Genomic DNA, 16,435 nt, shown 5'->3' on the forward strand with positions numbered 1-16,435 from the left:
TTTTACTTTACATAGTGTATAACTGCACCAGGTCCTAGCGGTAGATCAAAAATGTACCAAAATGACATTAGCGCTGTCCAAGAAATTAAAAATGCAACCGTATAAGGAAGCATAATAGAAACTACCGATCCGATTTTTAAATCCTTATTGTATTTTTGCATAAAAGCTACTATCAAAACAAAAAACGGCATCAAAGGCGTTATGATATTTGTAGTAGAGTCGCCTATTCTAAAAGCAGCCTGTGTAAGCTCTGGCGAGAGTCCAAGATTCATAAACATTGGTACAAAAATCGGAGCCATCATAGCCCACTTTGCAGAATCAACAGCTATAAATAAATTTATAAAAGCGATCAAAAAAATAAAAACTATGATAAGACTAAGTCCAGTTAATCCGACCTCTTTTAGAAAAATAGAACCTTTTATAGAAAGCACTAGCCCAATATTTGAGGTATTAAAAAGATATGTAAACTGGGCTGCAAAAAATATCAAAACCAAAAATCCTGATAGCTCAGAAATAGATTGCTCCATAAATTTTATGGCATTATTACTGCTTTTTATACTCCTGGCGCCTACACCGTAAGCTACGCCTACCACTATAAAAAGTAACATCATAAAAACAACAATAGAATGCATAAAAGTAGATTTCATAAAGCTTTCATTGCCTTTTCCTCCAAATAAAGAGCCAGAAGGCAAAATAGCCACAAGCAGTAAAATCACAAAAACAATCAACGCTATTAGTGAAAATTTTAAGCCACGTTTTTGCTCTGCACTTATCTCACTATGCTCTTTCAGGCTAAAATCACCCAAAAAATCAAATTTGCCAAGCCTAGGCTCTACGATTTTATCCGTTACAAACCAGCCAACAAATACGATCAAAAATGTCGAAGCGATCATAAAGTACCAATTTGCAGTTGCTAATACTACATAATCTGGATTTAACACGCTAGCTGCTTGCATAGAAAATGCCGCAAACATAGGGTCATTTGTACCGATTAATAAATTTGCCGACCAGCCACCGCTAACACCAGCAAAAGCAGCAGCTAGTCCAGCAATTGGATGGCGACCAAATCCAGCAAATAAAATAGCTCCGAGCGGGATTAGCACAACATAACCAACCGAGGAAGCAACATTTGACATTACGCCAAGAAAAATAACAATTGGAGTTACCCATATTTTGGAAGATTTTAAGGCAATCTTTGTCATAAGTGCTGATAAAAGTCCAGACTTGTCTGCAATACCAATACCTAGAATAATCGCAAAAACTACTCCCAAAGGATAAAAATTAGTAAAATTTTTAAGCACAGACAAAACAAAAGATCTAAGACTATCAGCAGAAAGCAAATTTATAACATTTGCATTAAGCTGTGATATTTGTCCATCTTTGATAGCCTGATAGCTTACACCAACGCCCATCTTTTCTAGCACAAACGATATTATTATCGTAATAATCGAAAGATAGATAAAAAGCATAGTTGGATTTGGCAATTTGTTACCAAAATTTTCGATAAAACTCAAAATTGAACTATTGTTTTTTTTATTCATTTTTTTCTAACCTAAAATAGATATAAAAATTTTTATCTCGTCGCTGCTGTAAAGCTCAAAATCTATTTCATAGGCTCTTTTTAGCTCGCTACTTTCAAAATATCTCCAAATTTCACCCCAAAATTTTGCAACATTTTGTGGCTCTCTTGCAAAACTAAAAACGGCATATTTGCCACTTTTTATCTCTAAAATTTCATCACTTTTGTGGCTTGATCTTGTGCCAATGAAGTTATCGTAATGTCCATTAAAATCGCTTTCGTAGTTGCAGTAAACGCTATAAATTTCACTCTTGCCATCATAGTATTCACTCATAAATTTAGACCATAAAGCTGTAATTTTACCCTCACCGCCTATCTCATCTTCATTTTTAGTACGAGTTTTTACTCCGTAAATTTCAAAGCTTTCCTCTAAATTTATAATCTTCATAAACTACTTTTGTCCGTTAAAATTTTCAACCGCTTGGTTCCACATGAGCTTGTATTTTCGTTTTAGAAATTCAACTTCATCCTGTGAAATTTTAAGCTGTTTTGTGAGCGTCTCGACCGTTTTTCTATCTTCGTCATAGAGCTCTTGCATCGAAATGAGTGCCTCTTTTAAAAATTTATTCTCATTTCTTAAGGTCTCTAGCGTCTCATCCTTTGCGTCAAGCACCTTTTCATGTAAATTTAATATCGTTCCGATCGTCTTTTCAACAAAGCTGATGCCATCTTGGCCTTGCGGCTGCAAGGATAAATTTTGCGAAACACTAGGCACCACGCTCATCGTTCCTTCGCTCGCTTCTATCAAAATTTCTCCATTTTCCTCTTTGGTTTTCAAAACGCCACGATTTATCATATCCTCGATAACTTCACGCTCTAAGTGTACAAGTTTGCAAAATTCATCAACGCCAAGATAGGTCTGCACCGCTTCTCCTTTTTACAGTATCACTTCAACCTTTGAAGAGTCTTCCTCTAAAGCCTTTATCTTCGCCTCTCTGTCAGCTTTTAGAGCACTTGCCAGACCATCATCTCCAAGAGCTAAAATTTGTACCGCCAAATAGGCCGCATTTATAGCACCAGCCTTGCCGATAGCCAATGTCGCCACTGGCATGCCACTTGGCATTTGCACAGTTGAGTAAAGTGCATCAACGCCGCTTAGAGCCGAACCTGCCATTGGTATGCCGATCACTGGCTTTGTAGTATTTGCAGCAATCGCACCAGCCAAGTGAGCCGCCATACCAGCAGCTGCGATAAAGACTTTTGCACCCTTTTTCTCAGCATTTGTGACGTACTCGCTAGTTCTTTTTGGACTTCTGTGGGCTGAGCTGATTATCAGTTCATATTTTACGCCAAATTTTTCAAGAGTTTTTGCCGCCTCACTAACTATCTCATAGTCACTCTTACTTCCCATTATAATAGAAACAAATTTCATATTTTCTCCCTCAAAAAGCTAAATTTTGGCAGCTTAATACCAAGACTTATCTCGTTTTCATTGCCGCTATGAATTTCACTCATAACCTTGCCTTTTTTGGTAATGAGCTGTTTAAATTTGATAAATTTCTTGCCATCTTGTGAATAAATCTTTGAGATTTCATTTTCACTATCTTCTATAACCGATCCAGTAGGAGCCACGATCTCGTAGCTATTGCCTGGAAAAATTTTATATTTGCACTTAAAAAACTCGCCATCTTCGCTTATTGCATTTACCTGATGTGTGCCCTCTTCTAGGCTGCTAACATGATTTTGTGTATCGGTTCGCTCATAAGGTCTATGCACCAAGTAGCCATCAGTAAAGCCACGATTTTTCAGCGTATTTATCTCGTTTTCATAAATTTGTGCGTCAAATTTATCATTCATAGCATCATCTATCGCCATTTTGTAGGCTCTTGCTGTGCAAGCTGCATAGTACTCGCTCTTTGTGCGACCTTCTATTTTTAGGCTATCTATTACACCACTATCAACGATCTCTTTGATGTGCGATATTAGGCAAAGATCTTTTGAGTTCATAATATGAGTGCCGTGCTCGTCTTCCTCTAGGCGGAAAAGCACACCACTCTCTTCGTTTTTGGCATAGAGTTCATATTTAAATCTGCAGTCGTTGGCACAGCTGCCGCGATTTGACATACGCCCGCTTTGCACTGAGCTTACTAAGCACCTACCAGAGTAAGCAAAGCACATCGAACCATGTACAAAAATTTCGATATCAAGAGTTGGAATTTCTTCTTTTATCTTTATGACATCTTTTAAGTTCATCTCGCGAGCGACAACTATTCGTTTTGCGCCCATATCATGATAAATTTTTGCATCAAGCACATTCATGACATTTGCCTGAGTTGAGAGATGTATCTCAATATCAGGAGCAATGGCTTTTGCTAGACTCATAACGCCTGGAGTTGCGATGATAAAGGCATCTGGCTTCATCGCCGAGATAGTCTGCAAGTGCCTTTTTAGTGGCTCGATCTGAGAGTTAAAAGGAAAGGCATTTATGGTAGCATAAAATTTCTTTCCCTTTGCATGCGTGTAGTCTATCGCCTCTTTGAATGTTTCAAGGTTAAACTCCCTAGCCGATCTAGTCCTTAGTGAAAAGCTAGCCACCGAGCCATAAACAGCGTCGGCTCCATACTCAAGGGCTATTTTAAGTTTTGTTAAATTTCCAGCTGGAGATAAAAGCTCAGGCCTTTTTAGCACTATTTTTTACCCAAACTTTCTATCAAGGCTTCGATATCGTCGTTGCTGACAAGATTTTCAGTCGTTGTATCACCAGCGATGTGAACAGCGGAGCTAACACGCTTATCATCATCAATTTTACCTTCAAATAAGGTATTCATATATTTACTTAGCGCTCTCATAACGTTGATAACACGCTCGATCTTTTGCCTATGGATGTCTTGATACTGCATCATGTCCATAGCCATCATGATCTCATCTTGTCCCATTTGTAAATTTCCGATGATATTATCGATTGTACCAAGAAGTGAGTTGTTTTTCTCCAAAGCCTCACTGAATGCAGCGATATTTGGAAATTTCTCGCTTAGCGTCTTAAATAGCTCAATGTTTGAGTTTATTGTGTCTTTTAGGCTATTTGAGTCACTCTCAGCGTCCATAAAAAAGTTATTTATCGTCTCAAGCTTATCAAACATCTGAGTAGCTTTTTCTTCGCTATCTCTTGTTACGTCATCAAGCTGATGAACCATTTTGTGATCTTCTGTTGGTGGTGGTGGTGGCCAAACGCCATCTGCACTCACTCTATAATTTTCTGCATTCTTTGAATTACTTTCTGATTTTGACTGTGGCTCATCTTTAGTATCAATTGCTTCTGCAACTTCTGTTACCTCGTCCGTATCCTCTTTGACGTCCGCGACCTCTTGGCCAGCATCTTCTTTAGCACTATCTAACTCATCATCTAGCCCACCTGCCATAAGTGCGTCAAGTTCCTCTTGGGTCATAAAAGCTCCTAATAAAATTTGGCTTGATTATATAGGATTTAAATAAAAAGTAAGTTTAAAGGCAATATTTTTATCTTTAAATTTATAAATTTTTAGATAGCATTTTTAAAAATAAACGACCTTAAAAGGCTAAAAATGACTGTCGATCTTCACAACCACACGCCACTTTGCAAGCACGCAGTTGGCGAGCCAAGAGAGTATGTACAAAACGCAATAAAAGCTGGCACAAAATACTTTGGTTTTAGTGATCACGCACCGATGAACTATGATGAAGCTTACAGAATGAGCTTTGATGAAATGCGAGGATATGAAGACAAAATTTTACATTTAAGAGATGAATTTAGCGGTGAGATAGAAATTTTACTTGGCTATGAGATGGATTTTTTAGATGGATTTATGGATGAGCGAGTTTTTGCTAGAAAGGTTGATTATCTGATAGGCTCTGTGCATTTTTTTAATGGCTGGGCATTTGACAATCCAGAATTTATCGGTGGCTACGAGGGCAAAGACTTGGATCAAATTTGGCAAGAGTATTTTGATCATGTAGAAAGATCGGCTAAGCTTGGCAAATTTGACATAATGGGGCATATTGATCTACTTAAAATTTTTAAATTTTTACCCAAAAAAGATATTAGAATTTTAGCACACGATGCGATAAATGCTATAAAAGAAGCAAATTTAGTTGTTGAGATAAATGCTGCTGGCTTTAGAAAGCCTATCGGCGAGCAATATCCAAGCGTAAATTTACTTGAACTAATAGCCGAAAAAGATATAACCATCACCTTTGGCTCAGACGCTCACACAAAAGAAGATATCGGTAAAAATGGTGAAATTTGCGAGCAAATAGCTAGAGATTTAGGTTATTCAAAATGTGCTATTTTTAAAAATAGAGATAGAGAATTAGTAAAATTTTAGATTGGGTTCAAATAAAATATAAATTTAATCTTAAATATTAGGTTTTATGATAGAATACGAAAAATTTAAAAATTAAAAGGAGAAAAAAGTGGGAAAATTCGTCCAAAATATAGATCATTTTTTTGATTTTTGTAAAGAAAATGAAGTCAAATTTGTAGATTTTAGATTTACTGATTTAGGTGGTGCTTGGCATAGCATTAGCTACAATATAAAAGCTGTTACGAAAGAAAATTTTATAAATGGCATCCCAATGGACGCTAGCTCTATGCATGGCTGGCAACCAATCGATAAGAGCGACATGATAATGAAGCCAGAAGCTACAACTGCATTTTTAGACCCATTTACTTCTGATATTACAGTTGTTGTTTTTTGCGATATTTACGACATTTACAAAGGTCAAATTTATGAAAAATGCCCTCGCTCAATAGCCAAAAGAGCAATGCAGTACGTAAAAGATAGCGGTCTTGGTGACGAGGCATATTTTGGCCCTGAGAATGAATTTTTTGTCTTTGACAACGTCAAAATCATCGATAGCCCAAACTGCGCGATGTATCAAGTAGATAGCGAGGAAGGCGAGTGGAACGATGCTACTGACTTCAAAGATAGCTACAACACAGGTCACCGCCCACGCAGAAAAGGCGGCTATTTGATGACTCAGCCAATCGACAGCATGGTAGATCTAAGAGCCGAGATGATGCAGGTTTTAGAGCAAGTTGGCCTTGAAGTCTTTTTAGGACACCACGAAGTCGCTCAAGGACAAGGTGAGATCGGCGTAAAATTTGGTAACTTAGTCGAAGCTGCCGATAATGTTCAAATCTACAAATATGTTGTTCGTATGGTCGCTCACCTAAATGGCAAGACAGTTACATTTATGCCAAAACCACTTTATGGCGACAACGGAAGCGGCATGCACGTGCATCAATCAGTCTGGAAAGATGGTAAAAATTTATTCTATAAAGAGGGCAACTACGCAAATTTAAGTGATTTTGCAAGATACTACATCGGTGGCGTTTTAAAGCACGCAAGAAGCGTTGCCGCCTTTACTAACCCAAGCACAAATAGCTATAAACGCCTAATCCCTGGCTTTGAGGCACCGTCTATCCTAACATACTCTAGCCAAAACCGTTCAGCAAGTATCCGCATACCTTACGGCGCTGGCGAGAAGTCAGTTAGAGCTGAGATGAGATTTCCAGATAGCACAGCAAACCCTTATCTGGCCTTTTCAGCGATGCTAATGGCAGGACTTGACGGCGTTAAGCACAAATATGAGCCAGTTGGTCCGATGGATGAAAATTTATTTAAACTTCATCTTGATGAGATCAGAGAGCGTGGCATAGAACAGCTTCCACACACACTTCGTGGTAGCCTTGAAGCGCTAATACGCGACAACGAATATCTAAAACCCATAATGAGCGATCTTTTCATAGATACCTATCAGCATTTTAAATTTGAAACTCAAGTTTGGCCTTACGAAGCGCGCCCAACCGCTTATGAGTTTAAAACTTGCTTCTCTTGCTAATCTAAAATTTTGCCTTGGCGCATATGCCAAGGCTTTTTATACCAAGCACAATTCATACAAAAATACAAAATATTTAACATAAAATTTTATGTATTTTTATTATAAATTTTAAATCTAGTCGGCTATGGATCGTTATAAAAAGGGATATTTTTTATTTTTTTGCAAATACACTAGGAATTTTATGCAAACATATAAAAATTTATCCGCCTTCATTAAACTAAAATAAAAAATTTAAAGCCAATTAAATATATAAATAATCATAAATTTATGCCTTTTTTTATAAAATCCTTGAACTTTATAAAAAGGATACCGCATTGCAAGCACTAGCTTTAAAATATCGCCCTAAAAATTTTGATGAACTTATCGGTCAAGAAGCAGTTAGTAAAAGTCTTATACACGCACTTGACGAGGGTCGTATAAGCCACGCATATCTATTTTCTGGGCTTAGAGGCAGTGGTAAAACTTCAAGTGCTAGGATATTTTCAAAAGCTTTAGTATGCGAAAAAGGACCTACTTCAAAACCATGTGAAGTATGCCCACAATGCATAATGGCAAATGAGTCAAGGCATATGGACATCATCGAAATGGACGCTGCTAGCCACAGAAAGATAGATGATATAAGAGAGCTAATAGAACAAACAAAATATGCTCCAGCAATGGCAAGATATAAAATTTTTATCATCGATGAAGTGCATATGCTAACCAAAGAGGCATTTAATGCTCTTTTAAAAACGCTTGAAGAGCCACCAAGCTATGTAAAATTTATCCTAGCGACGACTGATCCATTAAAACTCCCAACAACGGTGCTTTCAAGAACGCAGCATTTTAGGTTTAAGCAAATAAGCAGATACAGCATCATTAAACATCTTGAGTTTATTTTAAGCAAAGAAGGTATTAGCTACGAAAAAGAGGCACTTGAAATTTTAGCAAGAAGTGGCGGTGGATCGCTAAGAGATACTTTGACACTTCTTGATCAAGCTATCATTTACGGGGCAAATAATGTCACGGCAAATGGCGTAGCATCAATGTTAGGACTTCTTGATCCAGAAAAGATCGAAGAGATAATAACTCATGTTTTAAATCACGATAAGAATGCCATTAGAGTGCTCGTAAGCGAACTTGAAAGCTATGATCCAGAGATGATAATAGATGAAATTTTGGCAAATTTAAAGCAAAAATTTATAGAAAACGACTCAAAAATTTCTCTACTTGTTTATGAAAGATTTTTTAGGATTTTGGCACAAGCTAAAGGTATGCTAAATGTAAGTAGCGACAATGGCTTTGTACTAATGCTAATGCTTTTTATGATGATAGAAGCACTAAATTTACAAGATATCGATGACGCTATAAATGAAGTGATCTCAAAAAATAGCGAAAATTCCACTCAAATCACAGAAGTCATCACTCAAAAAAGCCAAGCAGCTCCTGCTAAAATGCAAGGTCCATATGAACTCTTTTTAACAAAAATTTATGATAGAAATTATGATCTTGGCGAGTTTTTTAAAGAATTTGTAGAATTTAGCTTTTTTAATAACAATGAGCTTGGACTGATAGTAAATGCAAAAGATGAAAATCTTAAATATTTTAAGAAAAATTGGAAAATTTTAAATGAGATATTGCGTACGCTTTTTGGACAAAATGCGAAAATAGTAAATGCAAAGAGTGATGAGCAAAAAGCACAAACTAAGACGCCTAAAGCCTCTTTAGAAAATAATGAAAAAAGCGAACTAGACGAGCTTGATGAGGAAATTTTAAGACTAAATGCAAATAACATTGAAACTAAAAATGAGCCAAAAACCGAGATAAAAAGCGAGCTACAAAACGAAAAAAATAACTTTGCTTTGATGCTAAATAAAGAGCCAAAAACGCCAGAAGAGCTTCAAAGACAAAGAGAACAAGGGGTTCTAAAAGAGGCCAATAGACTTTTTGGCGAGCCAACGATTGAGAGCTAAATTTTATCTTTATTAGATTTTGCTCTTTTTTTGAGAGCTTCTTTTTTGCGAAGCTCTAACTCATAAGCTTCATTTAGTGCCTCTTCATCGTCCAAATTTGCTCCGTCTAAAAATTTTCGGTAGTCCTCAAATTGTTTATTTTTTATCCCCCAAAGCACGCCAAAAAGCAAAAATGCTCCCATCAAAACTGAGATAAAAACCAACATCGCAAGTGTCGCGCTATCCATTATTTTTCCTTAAATTTTCTAACAATATAAAGCGAGTTTAAGATAACAATTAGCGAGCTAAGCGACATAAAAAGCGCAGCAAATAGCGGAATGACATAGCCACACACGGCAAATGGCAGAGCAAGAACATTATAAAGAAGACAAAAGAGCAAATTTTGCTTTATCGTTTTGTAAGTAAATTTTGAGATTTTTATGGCCTTTGCTAGACTTTTTAAACTATCATCAAGTAGCACTACATCGCTTCTTTCTAAGCTTATTGCCGCCCCACTTCCCATACAAATGGCAACATGAGCAAGGCTAAGCGCTGCTGCGTCGTTTATGCCGTCTCCTACCATTAGCACCTTTTTGCCCTGCTCTTTTAGTTCGCTTATAAATTTAGCTTTCGTTTCAGGCAACATCTCTGCTCTAAACTCACTCACGCCAAGCTCATCTGCCACGTTTTTTACCACTTTTTGCACGTCGCCACTTAAGATACACACTTTCATGCCAGAGCTCTTTAGCTCGTCTATCAAGGCCTTTGCCTCGGGCTTTACACTATCTTTTAGGTAAAATTTCGCCACTAACTCACCATTAAGCCCCACAAAAAAGCTCACATTTTCTTCAGCTTCATCAAAGCTAATACCATTTTCAACTAAAAATCGCTTGCTTCCTGCATAAAATTTTTTACCCGAAATTTCAGCCTCAACACCCTTTGCCACGCTTAAATTTGTATTTTTAAGCTCTAATTTTCTTGCGCCTTTTTGCTTTAGAAATTTAGCCACTGCCACGCTTATTTGATGATTTGATATAAGAGCTAGCGAATAAATTTCATCTAAGCTTATGCTCTCTTTTATGAAAAAATCACTAACTTCAAATTCCGCCTTTGTGAGCGTGCCAGTCTTATCAAAGACCGCTACATCGCACTTTGCAAGGCTCTCAAAAAATTTAGCCTCTTTAAAAAGCACTCTATTTTTAAAAGCCACACCAAGAGCGCAAACACTGCTAACTGGCGTGGCAAGTGCAAGCGCACAAGGGCAAGCGATCACGATGACGCTAACAGCCGTGACAATAGCTTCTGAAAAGCCAAATTTAAAGTACCAAAACCAAAATGTAAAAAATGCCAAAGTTAGCACGCTAAGAGAAAATTTAGAAGCGATTTTATTGACTACTAGCTCGATATTTGGTTTTTTTAGCTCTGCATTTTGGAGCAAATTTATAAGCTGATTTAGATAAGAATTTTTAAAAATTTCCTTTGCTTCATAGATGATTTGTCCATTTTGGCAAATGATGCCACTTTTCACCTCTTGCCCCACTCCCAAGGTCACAGGCAGGCTCTCTCCAGTTAGACTTGAGCTATCCACGCTTGCCTCGCCACTAAGCACTACTCCATCAAGTAGCGCCCTCTCGCCAGATCTTAGCACGATCTTTTCGCCTAAATTTACATCCTTTGGCTCTTTTAAAATGTCCTTGCCATCCTCCAAAACGCACACTTTTGCAAGCAACATATCGCTTAAGAAATTTGAGGTCTCAAGCGCCTTTTTCTTACCCAAAATTTCTAAAAATTTACCGATAAAGACAAAGGTTATGATCATCGCGACCGAGTCAAAATAGCTCTCCCCGCTTCTTGTAAACATCGCAAAAATGGAGTAAATATAGGTAATGCTAGCTCCGGTGATAACGAGCAAATCCATATTTGGCGAAGCGTTTTTAATGGCTATCTTTGCCCCTTTGAAAAACTCGCTACCAGTATAAAAAAGTACAGGCGTTGCTAATACAAACTGCGCAAAGCTTAAAATATCTTTTATATCGCCTCTTATGCCACTAAAATATCCACTATACTGAGCAATGGCTAGCCACATAATGTTCATCGTAGCAAAGATACCAACTAGTGCTTTTGTGTAAAAATTTCTTCTTTTCTTAGCTAGTTCATCCTCTTTTTGACTTGTAGCATAGGGCTTTGGAATATAGCCAACGGCATAAATTTTTTCAATTATCTGCTCTATTAAAAGCTCCTGCTCATCAAAAATAATGACCGCTTTTTGATTAAGCGAGTTGATATTTACCTCCAAGACGCCAGGCAAGCTAAAAAGTGCCTTTTCAAGTAGCCAGATGCAAGCTGAGCAAGTGATGCCATCGATTAAAAATGAAATTTGACTAAAGTCGCCCTCTTTTGTCACAAGCTCGCTAAAATTTGCTGCTAAATTTTTGATATTTGCACCGTTGCTTGCCGGTGTAAGTGTATTTTTGCCAAGACGTTCATAAAACTCGCTAAGCCCATTTTCATTTAAAATTTCATAAACGCCTTTGCAACCAACACAGCAAAATTTAAGTCCGCTTTCATTTGAGATCATCACGCTTTCATCAAATTTTAATCTACAATGAGTACATCTACTTTGTGGCATTTTTACTTTCTTTTATCTAAAATTTTTACCAATATTATTGCATCACATGCCTATTACACACCATATAAATTTATGGTAGGCAAACTGCAAAAATAGGCACAAATTTCTTCTTTTGTTATCGTTATAAAATGGCGAGATTATAGCAAATCAACCATTTTTGAGCAAAAATTTTATTTTATGCCATTTCTTGACAACAAAGTTTTATTTTTATAAAATGCCAAAACTTTCAAAAACTTCTTTTTGAAACTTAGAAATTCTGCAAAATTATCCCCGCATTTAAAGAGGAAATATGGAAAATAACCAAACCGAGCAAAGTGCTTCTCAAAACACAAAAACTACAAAAAAACATCAAGTATCAAGAACACACATACCAGTAGATGGACACAAGATCGAAGAGCTAAGAACGCTTAGTTTAGATGAGCTAGTACAGATTGCAAATAGCGTTGGTGTCGAAAATCCACGCGAATTTCGTAGGCAGGATTTGATATTTGAGATACTAAAAACCCAGACAAAACAAGGTGGCTTTATACTATTTACTGGAATTTTAGAAATCACAAACGAGGGCTACGGCTTTTTAAGAGCCGTTGATGCAAATTTAAGCGACAGCTCAAACGACGCCTACGTTTCAAACTCTCAAATCCGCAAATTTACACTTCGTGTAGGCGACATCATCACCGGCCAAGTAAGAGAGCCAAAAGATCAGGAAAAATACTACGCCCTTTTAAAGATCGAAGCGGTAAATTACATGCCTCTAGCAGACGCAAAAGAGAGGCCGTTATTTGACAACTTAACCCCACTATTTCCAACCGAAAAGCTAAATTTAGAGTATGATCCGATGAAGCTAACGGGCCGTGTGCTTGACCTTTTCACGCCTATCGGTAAAGGTCAGCGTGGCCTCATTGTCGCACCTCCAAGAAGCGGTAAAACTGAGCTTATGAAAGAGCTAGCTCACGGCATCGCTAAAAATCACCCAGAAGCCCAGCTCATGGTGCTTCTAGTAGATGAGAGACCAGAAGAAGTTACAGACATGCAGCGCTGCGTAAAAGGTGAGGTATTTAGCTCGACATTTGACCTGCCAGCACTTAATCACGTCCGCGTAGCAGAGCTAGTCATCGAAAAGGCAAAACGTCTAGTTGAGATGGGCAAAGACGTCATCATCTTGCTTGATAGCATAACCCGTCTAGCACGCGCCTACAACACAGTAACCCCGCCAAGCGGCAAGGTACTAACAGGCGGCGTGGACGCAAACGCACTTCACAAACCAAAACGCTTTTTTGGTGCAGCTAGAAACATCGAGCATGGGGGCTCATTAACCATCATCGCAACTGCTCTAATAGACACTGGTTCACGTATGGACGAAGTTATATTTGAAGAGTTTAAAGGCACTGGAAACAGCGAGATCGTGCTTGACCGCAATATCTCAGACCGCAGAATTTACCCAGCTATCAACGTGCTAAAATCAGGCACTAGAAAAGAAGAGCTACTTCAAAAGCCTGATGAGCTTCAAAAAATTTGGGCTATTCGCTCTGCAATCGCGACAATGGATGACGTCGAAGCGCTTAAATTCTTGTATGCAAAAATGTTAAAAACAAAAGACAATAAAGAGCTTCTCTCTATCCTAAACGAGTAAATTTAACTGAGCTTGAAGCAGTTGCTTTGAGCTCAAATTTTTTTACCTAAAATATCAAGCTAAAAATATCTTAGAAATTTTGAATTTTCTAACTCTTGCTATTATAAAAGAGATTACGATTTTTAAACGATTATTTACTAAATTTTTCTATGTCTTGATTGATCAAATTTTCATATTCGCAAAGCTCGTTGCAAGTCTTTTTACTCTGCTCTATAAGCTCATCAAATTTAAATCCAAGCATCACAATACGATAAAGGTTTGGCTTGTATTTTCGCCAGTTGTAAAGCGTAGCAACATCAACGTCTAGATGATAAGCCATATCACGTTTTGTCATCTTAGCCACTTTACACTCCTTTTTTTGAGTGATTTTATAAATTTTATTCTGATAAGAAAACAATTGAATTATTTTATGTTTTTTATATATTTAATTGAATATTTAAACTTTATTTAATCCAATAAAATTTAGAATACCAGCCAAACATTTTTAAATAAGGAGTAAAAATGAAAAATGTAGTTTTAAAAGTTGCTTTAGGATTAAGCCTGGCTAGTGCTGCTGCTTTAGCACAAGGAGCGTTCATTGGGATCGAAGGAGATTACTCTTTTAATTCAAAATTAACAGCAAAAAGCGATAATGACACAACAAAAGTCAAAAAAGCTCAACCAGGTATTGGACTAAAAGCTGGCTATGATTTTGATAGTTTTAGAGTTTATGGAGCTTACATATATGACTTTCAAGCCAAAAAATCACTTGGTGATGAAGATGGCACAGTAATAAAATGGAGTACGCATAAATTTCTAGTAGGCGCAGACTATACACCAGAATTGACAAAGGACATAAAACTAGTTCTTGGTGGCTACACTGGCTACTCAAAGCTTAAAATGGATGTATTTGACACTCATGATGGCTCGGAAAAAGCTAACACAAATGGCTGGATACTAGGTGCAAGAATTGGTACTGAATACTCTATCAACGAAAACAATGCAGTTGAGTTTGGTCTAAAAGCAGATAGAACAAAATATAGCTCTATAACAAAATATGATAATGCAAAAATAAAAGAGACAAATGTAGGTCTTTATTTGGGATATACATATAAATTTTAATCGCTCACAAGCTCAAATTTAAGAGTAAATTTGAGCTTTTTATTTAAAAACGAACTATAAATTTAAAAGTTTTTCTAAATTTTCGCCGTCCAAGCGATAGTTTCTCCACTCAAGAGATTGATTTTTAGCACCCATACTTTCATAAAATTTAATGCTTGGCTCATTCCAGTTTAGGCAGCACCACTCAAGCCTTTTTAAATTTTCATCATTACAAATTTGAGCTAAAAATTTAAAAAATGCCTTGCCGATGCCTTGATTTCTAAACTCTTTTTTGACGTAAATGTCCTCAAGATAAATTCCACCAAGCCCCAAAAATGTAGAAAATGTGTAAAAATAGATAGCATAGCCAATTATCACACCTTCACTCTCGCAGACAAGGGCTTTTGCGTGATTTTTATTAAAGATAGAGTCTGCAAAAATTTCATTTGTAAAAGTGACTTGATCGCTCATCTTTTCATAGCTGGCAAGCTCTCTTACAAGCTCGCATATCACGTCTATATCAGCTCTAGTCGCTTTTCTTATTTGAAATTTCATTAGTTATCACCAAAAAGTGCTTTTAAGTCTTTGATTGGCTCATTATTTTCTGCATTACTACTAGTTTTTGAGCCAAGTTCATTTAGCTCGATCTCATAGCCAGTTAGCATGCTTGCCAGGCGGATATTTATACCGTTTTTGCCGATCGCCTTGCTCTTTTGTTCGCTCGCAAGTGTCACGATTGCCTTATTTTCTTCGATCTTTACAGATGTGATGATCGCAGGCGCCATAGCGCGAGCCACCAAGATCGCTGGCTCTGTGGTGTATTCGATCGCATCGATGCTCTCACCGTGGAGCTCTTTACTTACGGCATTTATCCTAACACCCTTTGTACCGACTGTTGCGCCGACTGGATCAATGTTTGGAGTGGTTGAGATTAGCGCTACTTTAGCTCTTTCGCCAGGAATTCTCGCACTTCCTTGGATGATGATGCCACCGTCTTTTATCTCAGGCACCTCTGAAGTTAGCAGCGCTTCAAGAAATTTAGGCGAAGTCCTTGAAAGCTCAACCTTTATGCCTAAATTTTTATCTGTAAAAACTTTTCTAATGACTGCTTTTACCACGTCGCCCACTTTAAATTTCTCACCTTTTATACGGTTTTTGCGTGGCAAGATGGCACGAAGTTCGTCTATCTCGATAAATGTGTTTTCGTCATTATCGACTCTAACAACTGGTCCAAAGACCATGTGACCGCTCATTTCATTATATTTTTGTAAAATTTTCTCTTCAACTAGGCGCTGGATATGATACTCAAGCTCCTTGTGAAGCGTTTGAGCTGCGGTTCTGCCAAGGTTATCAAGGCTTAGCTCGTATGTGAGCTCATCTCCGATCTCTACACCACTATCTATCTTTTTAGCCTCTTTTAAACTTAAAAAGTGCTCATTATCCTCTTCAAGCCTCTCGTCATCATTTGCTACGATTGAAATTTTTTGATAAAGCTTTAAATTTTTATTCGCATCGATACTCACATCATACTCATAATTTTCGCCATAAACCCTTTTTGCAGTATTTATCAAGGCTCTTATAACGCGCTCTTTTACATCTTCTATCTCTAAATTTTTTTCATTTGCAATTGACTCGATGATATCTGAAATTCTTTCCATTTTTTCTCCATTGTAACGATAAATTTCGGGGATTTTTCGTGAAGTTTTGAAATTATACATAAGCCATACTTTTAATAACTTTAAGCTTATTATTAACTTTTATTTAAT

General features: G+C 37.2%; 16 protein-coding genes. 5 read left to right on the forward strand and 11 right to left on the reverse strand.

The window, feature by feature from the left end:
• Positions 1 to 2: 2 nt before the first annotated feature.
• Genes CVS95_RS00630 through CVS95_RS00655 form a run of 6 tightly spaced genes read right to left on the reverse strand, consistent with a single transcriptional unit; the run spans position 3 to position 4,965 of the window.
• Positions 3 to 1,541, reverse strand: a complete 1,539-nt coding sequence (locus CVS95_RS00630; protein ID WP_107695207.1) for an AbgT family transporter — start codon at positions 1,539 to 1,541, stop codon at positions 3 to 5.
• Positions 1,542 to 1,547: 6 nt separating this feature from the next.
• Positions 1,548 to 1,967 carry a GyrI-like domain-containing protein gene (locus CVS95_RS00635; protein ID WP_107695208.1) on the reverse strand — a complete coding sequence of 140 codons (420 nt, stop codon included), beginning with the start codon at positions 1,965 to 1,967 and terminating at the stop codon, positions 1,548 to 1,550.
• Between the two features lie 3 nt (positions 1,968 to 1,970).
• Positions 1,971 to 2,444, reverse strand: coding sequence for a DUF3972 domain-containing protein (locus tag CVS95_RS00640; RefSeq protein ID WP_084041391.1), 474 nt, complete (start codon positions 2,442 to 2,444; stop codon positions 1,971 to 1,973).
• Between the two features lie 12 nt (positions 2,445 to 2,456).
• Positions 2,457 to 2,951, reverse strand: a complete 495-nt coding sequence (purE, locus tag CVS95_RS00645) for a 5-(carboxyamino)imidazole ribonucleotide mutase (RefSeq protein WP_107695209.1) — start codon at positions 2,949 to 2,951, stop codon at positions 2,457 to 2,459.
• Positions 2,948 to 4,207 carry a peptidase U32 family protein gene (locus CVS95_RS00650; RefSeq protein WP_107695210.1) on the reverse strand — a complete coding sequence of 420 codons (1,260 nt, stop codon included), beginning with the start codon at positions 4,205 to 4,207 and terminating at the stop codon, positions 2,948 to 2,950. Before CVS95_RS00650 ends, purE begins: the two co-directional genes overlap by 4 nt.
• Complete coding sequence (locus CVS95_RS00655; RefSeq protein WP_107695211.1) at positions 4,207 to 4,965, reverse strand: chemotaxis protein; 759 nt, start codon at positions 4,963 to 4,965, stop codon at positions 4,207 to 4,209. Before CVS95_RS00655 ends, CVS95_RS00650 begins: the two co-directional genes overlap by 1 nt.
• Positions 4,966 to 5,100: 135 nt before the next feature.
• Between CVS95_RS00655 and CVS95_RS00660 the strand changes: the two genes are divergently transcribed.
• From CVS95_RS00660 to CVS95_RS00670, 3 genes are all read left to right on the forward strand, one after another.
• On the forward strand, positions 5,101 to 5,880 hold the full coding sequence (locus CVS95_RS00660; RefSeq protein ID WP_107695212.1) for a histidinol-phosphatase: 780 nt from the start codon (positions 5,101 to 5,103) through the stop codon (positions 5,878 to 5,880).
• Positions 5,881 to 5,968: 88 nt separating this feature from the next.
• The gene (gene glnA / locus CVS95_RS00665) at positions 5,969 to 7,399 is read left to right on the forward strand and encodes a type I glutamate--ammonia ligase (RefSeq protein WP_107695213.1); all 1,431 of its coding nucleotides are present in this window, start codon (positions 5,969 to 5,971) and stop codon (positions 7,397 to 7,399) included.
• Positions 7,400 to 7,713: 314 nt separating this feature from the next.
• Positions 7,714 to 9,351, forward strand: coding sequence for a DNA polymerase III subunit gamma/tau (locus tag CVS95_RS00670; RefSeq protein ID WP_107695214.1), 1,638 nt, complete (start codon positions 7,714 to 7,716; stop codon positions 9,349 to 9,351).
• Here CVS95_RS00670 and ccoS read toward each other — a convergent pair.
• Positions 9,348 to 9,578, reverse strand: a complete 231-nt coding sequence (gene ccoS, locus CVS95_RS00675) for a cbb3-type cytochrome oxidase assembly protein CcoS (protein ID WP_054196567.1) — start codon at positions 9,576 to 9,578, stop codon at positions 9,348 to 9,350. The genes CVS95_RS00670 and ccoS overlap by 4 nt on opposite strands.
• The gene (locus CVS95_RS00680; RefSeq protein ID WP_107695215.1) at positions 9,578 to 11,959 is read right to left on the reverse strand and encodes a heavy metal translocating P-type ATPase; all 2,382 of its coding nucleotides are present in this window, start codon (positions 11,957 to 11,959) and stop codon (positions 9,578 to 9,580) included. Before CVS95_RS00680 ends, ccoS begins: the two co-directional genes overlap by 1 nt.
• A 289-nt stretch (positions 11,960 to 12,248) precedes the next feature.
• Here CVS95_RS00680 and rho point away from each other — a divergent pair, with 289 nt between their 5' ends.
• Positions 12,249 to 13,589 carry a transcription termination factor Rho gene (gene rho / locus CVS95_RS00685; protein ID WP_107695216.1) on the forward strand — a complete coding sequence of 447 codons (1,341 nt, stop codon included), beginning with the start codon at positions 12,249 to 12,251 and terminating at the stop codon, positions 13,587 to 13,589.
• Between the two features lie 130 nt (positions 13,590 to 13,719).
• Here rho and CVS95_RS00690 read toward each other — a convergent pair whose 3' ends face one another.
• Positions 13,720 to 13,932 carry a transcriptional regulator gene (locus tag CVS95_RS00690; protein WP_009294027.1) on the reverse strand — a complete coding sequence of 71 codons (213 nt, stop codon included), beginning with the start codon at positions 13,930 to 13,932 and terminating at the stop codon, positions 13,720 to 13,722.
• A gap of 158 nt (positions 13,933 to 14,090) precedes the next feature.
• Here CVS95_RS00690 and CVS95_RS00695 point away from each other — a divergent pair, with 158 nt between their 5' ends.
• Complete coding sequence (locus CVS95_RS00695) at positions 14,091 to 14,690, forward strand: outer membrane beta-barrel protein (protein WP_107695217.1); 600 nt, start codon at positions 14,091 to 14,093, stop codon at positions 14,688 to 14,690.
• Between the two features lie 54 nt (positions 14,691 to 14,744).
• Here CVS95_RS00695 and CVS95_RS00700 read toward each other — a convergent pair whose 3' ends face one another.
• Both CVS95_RS00700 and nusA read right to left on the reverse strand, forming a co-directional pair.
• Positions 14,745 to 15,224 carry a GNAT family N-acetyltransferase gene (locus tag CVS95_RS00700; protein ID WP_107695218.1) on the reverse strand — a complete coding sequence of 160 codons (480 nt, stop codon included), beginning with the start codon at positions 15,222 to 15,224 and terminating at the stop codon, positions 14,745 to 14,747.
• Entirely contained in the window at positions 15,224 to 16,327 is a 1,104-nt protein-coding gene (gene nusA / locus CVS95_RS00705) for a transcription termination factor NusA (RefSeq protein WP_021090810.1), read from the reverse strand. Before nusA ends, CVS95_RS00700 begins: the two co-directional genes overlap by 1 nt.
• Between the last annotated feature and the right edge of the window lie 108 nt (positions 16,328 to 16,435).

It is taken from the genome of Campylobacter concisus (genome assembly GCF_003048905.1).
Lineage (GTDB): Bacteria > Campylobacterota > Campylobacteria > Campylobacterales > Campylobacteraceae > Campylobacter_A > Campylobacter_A concisus_V.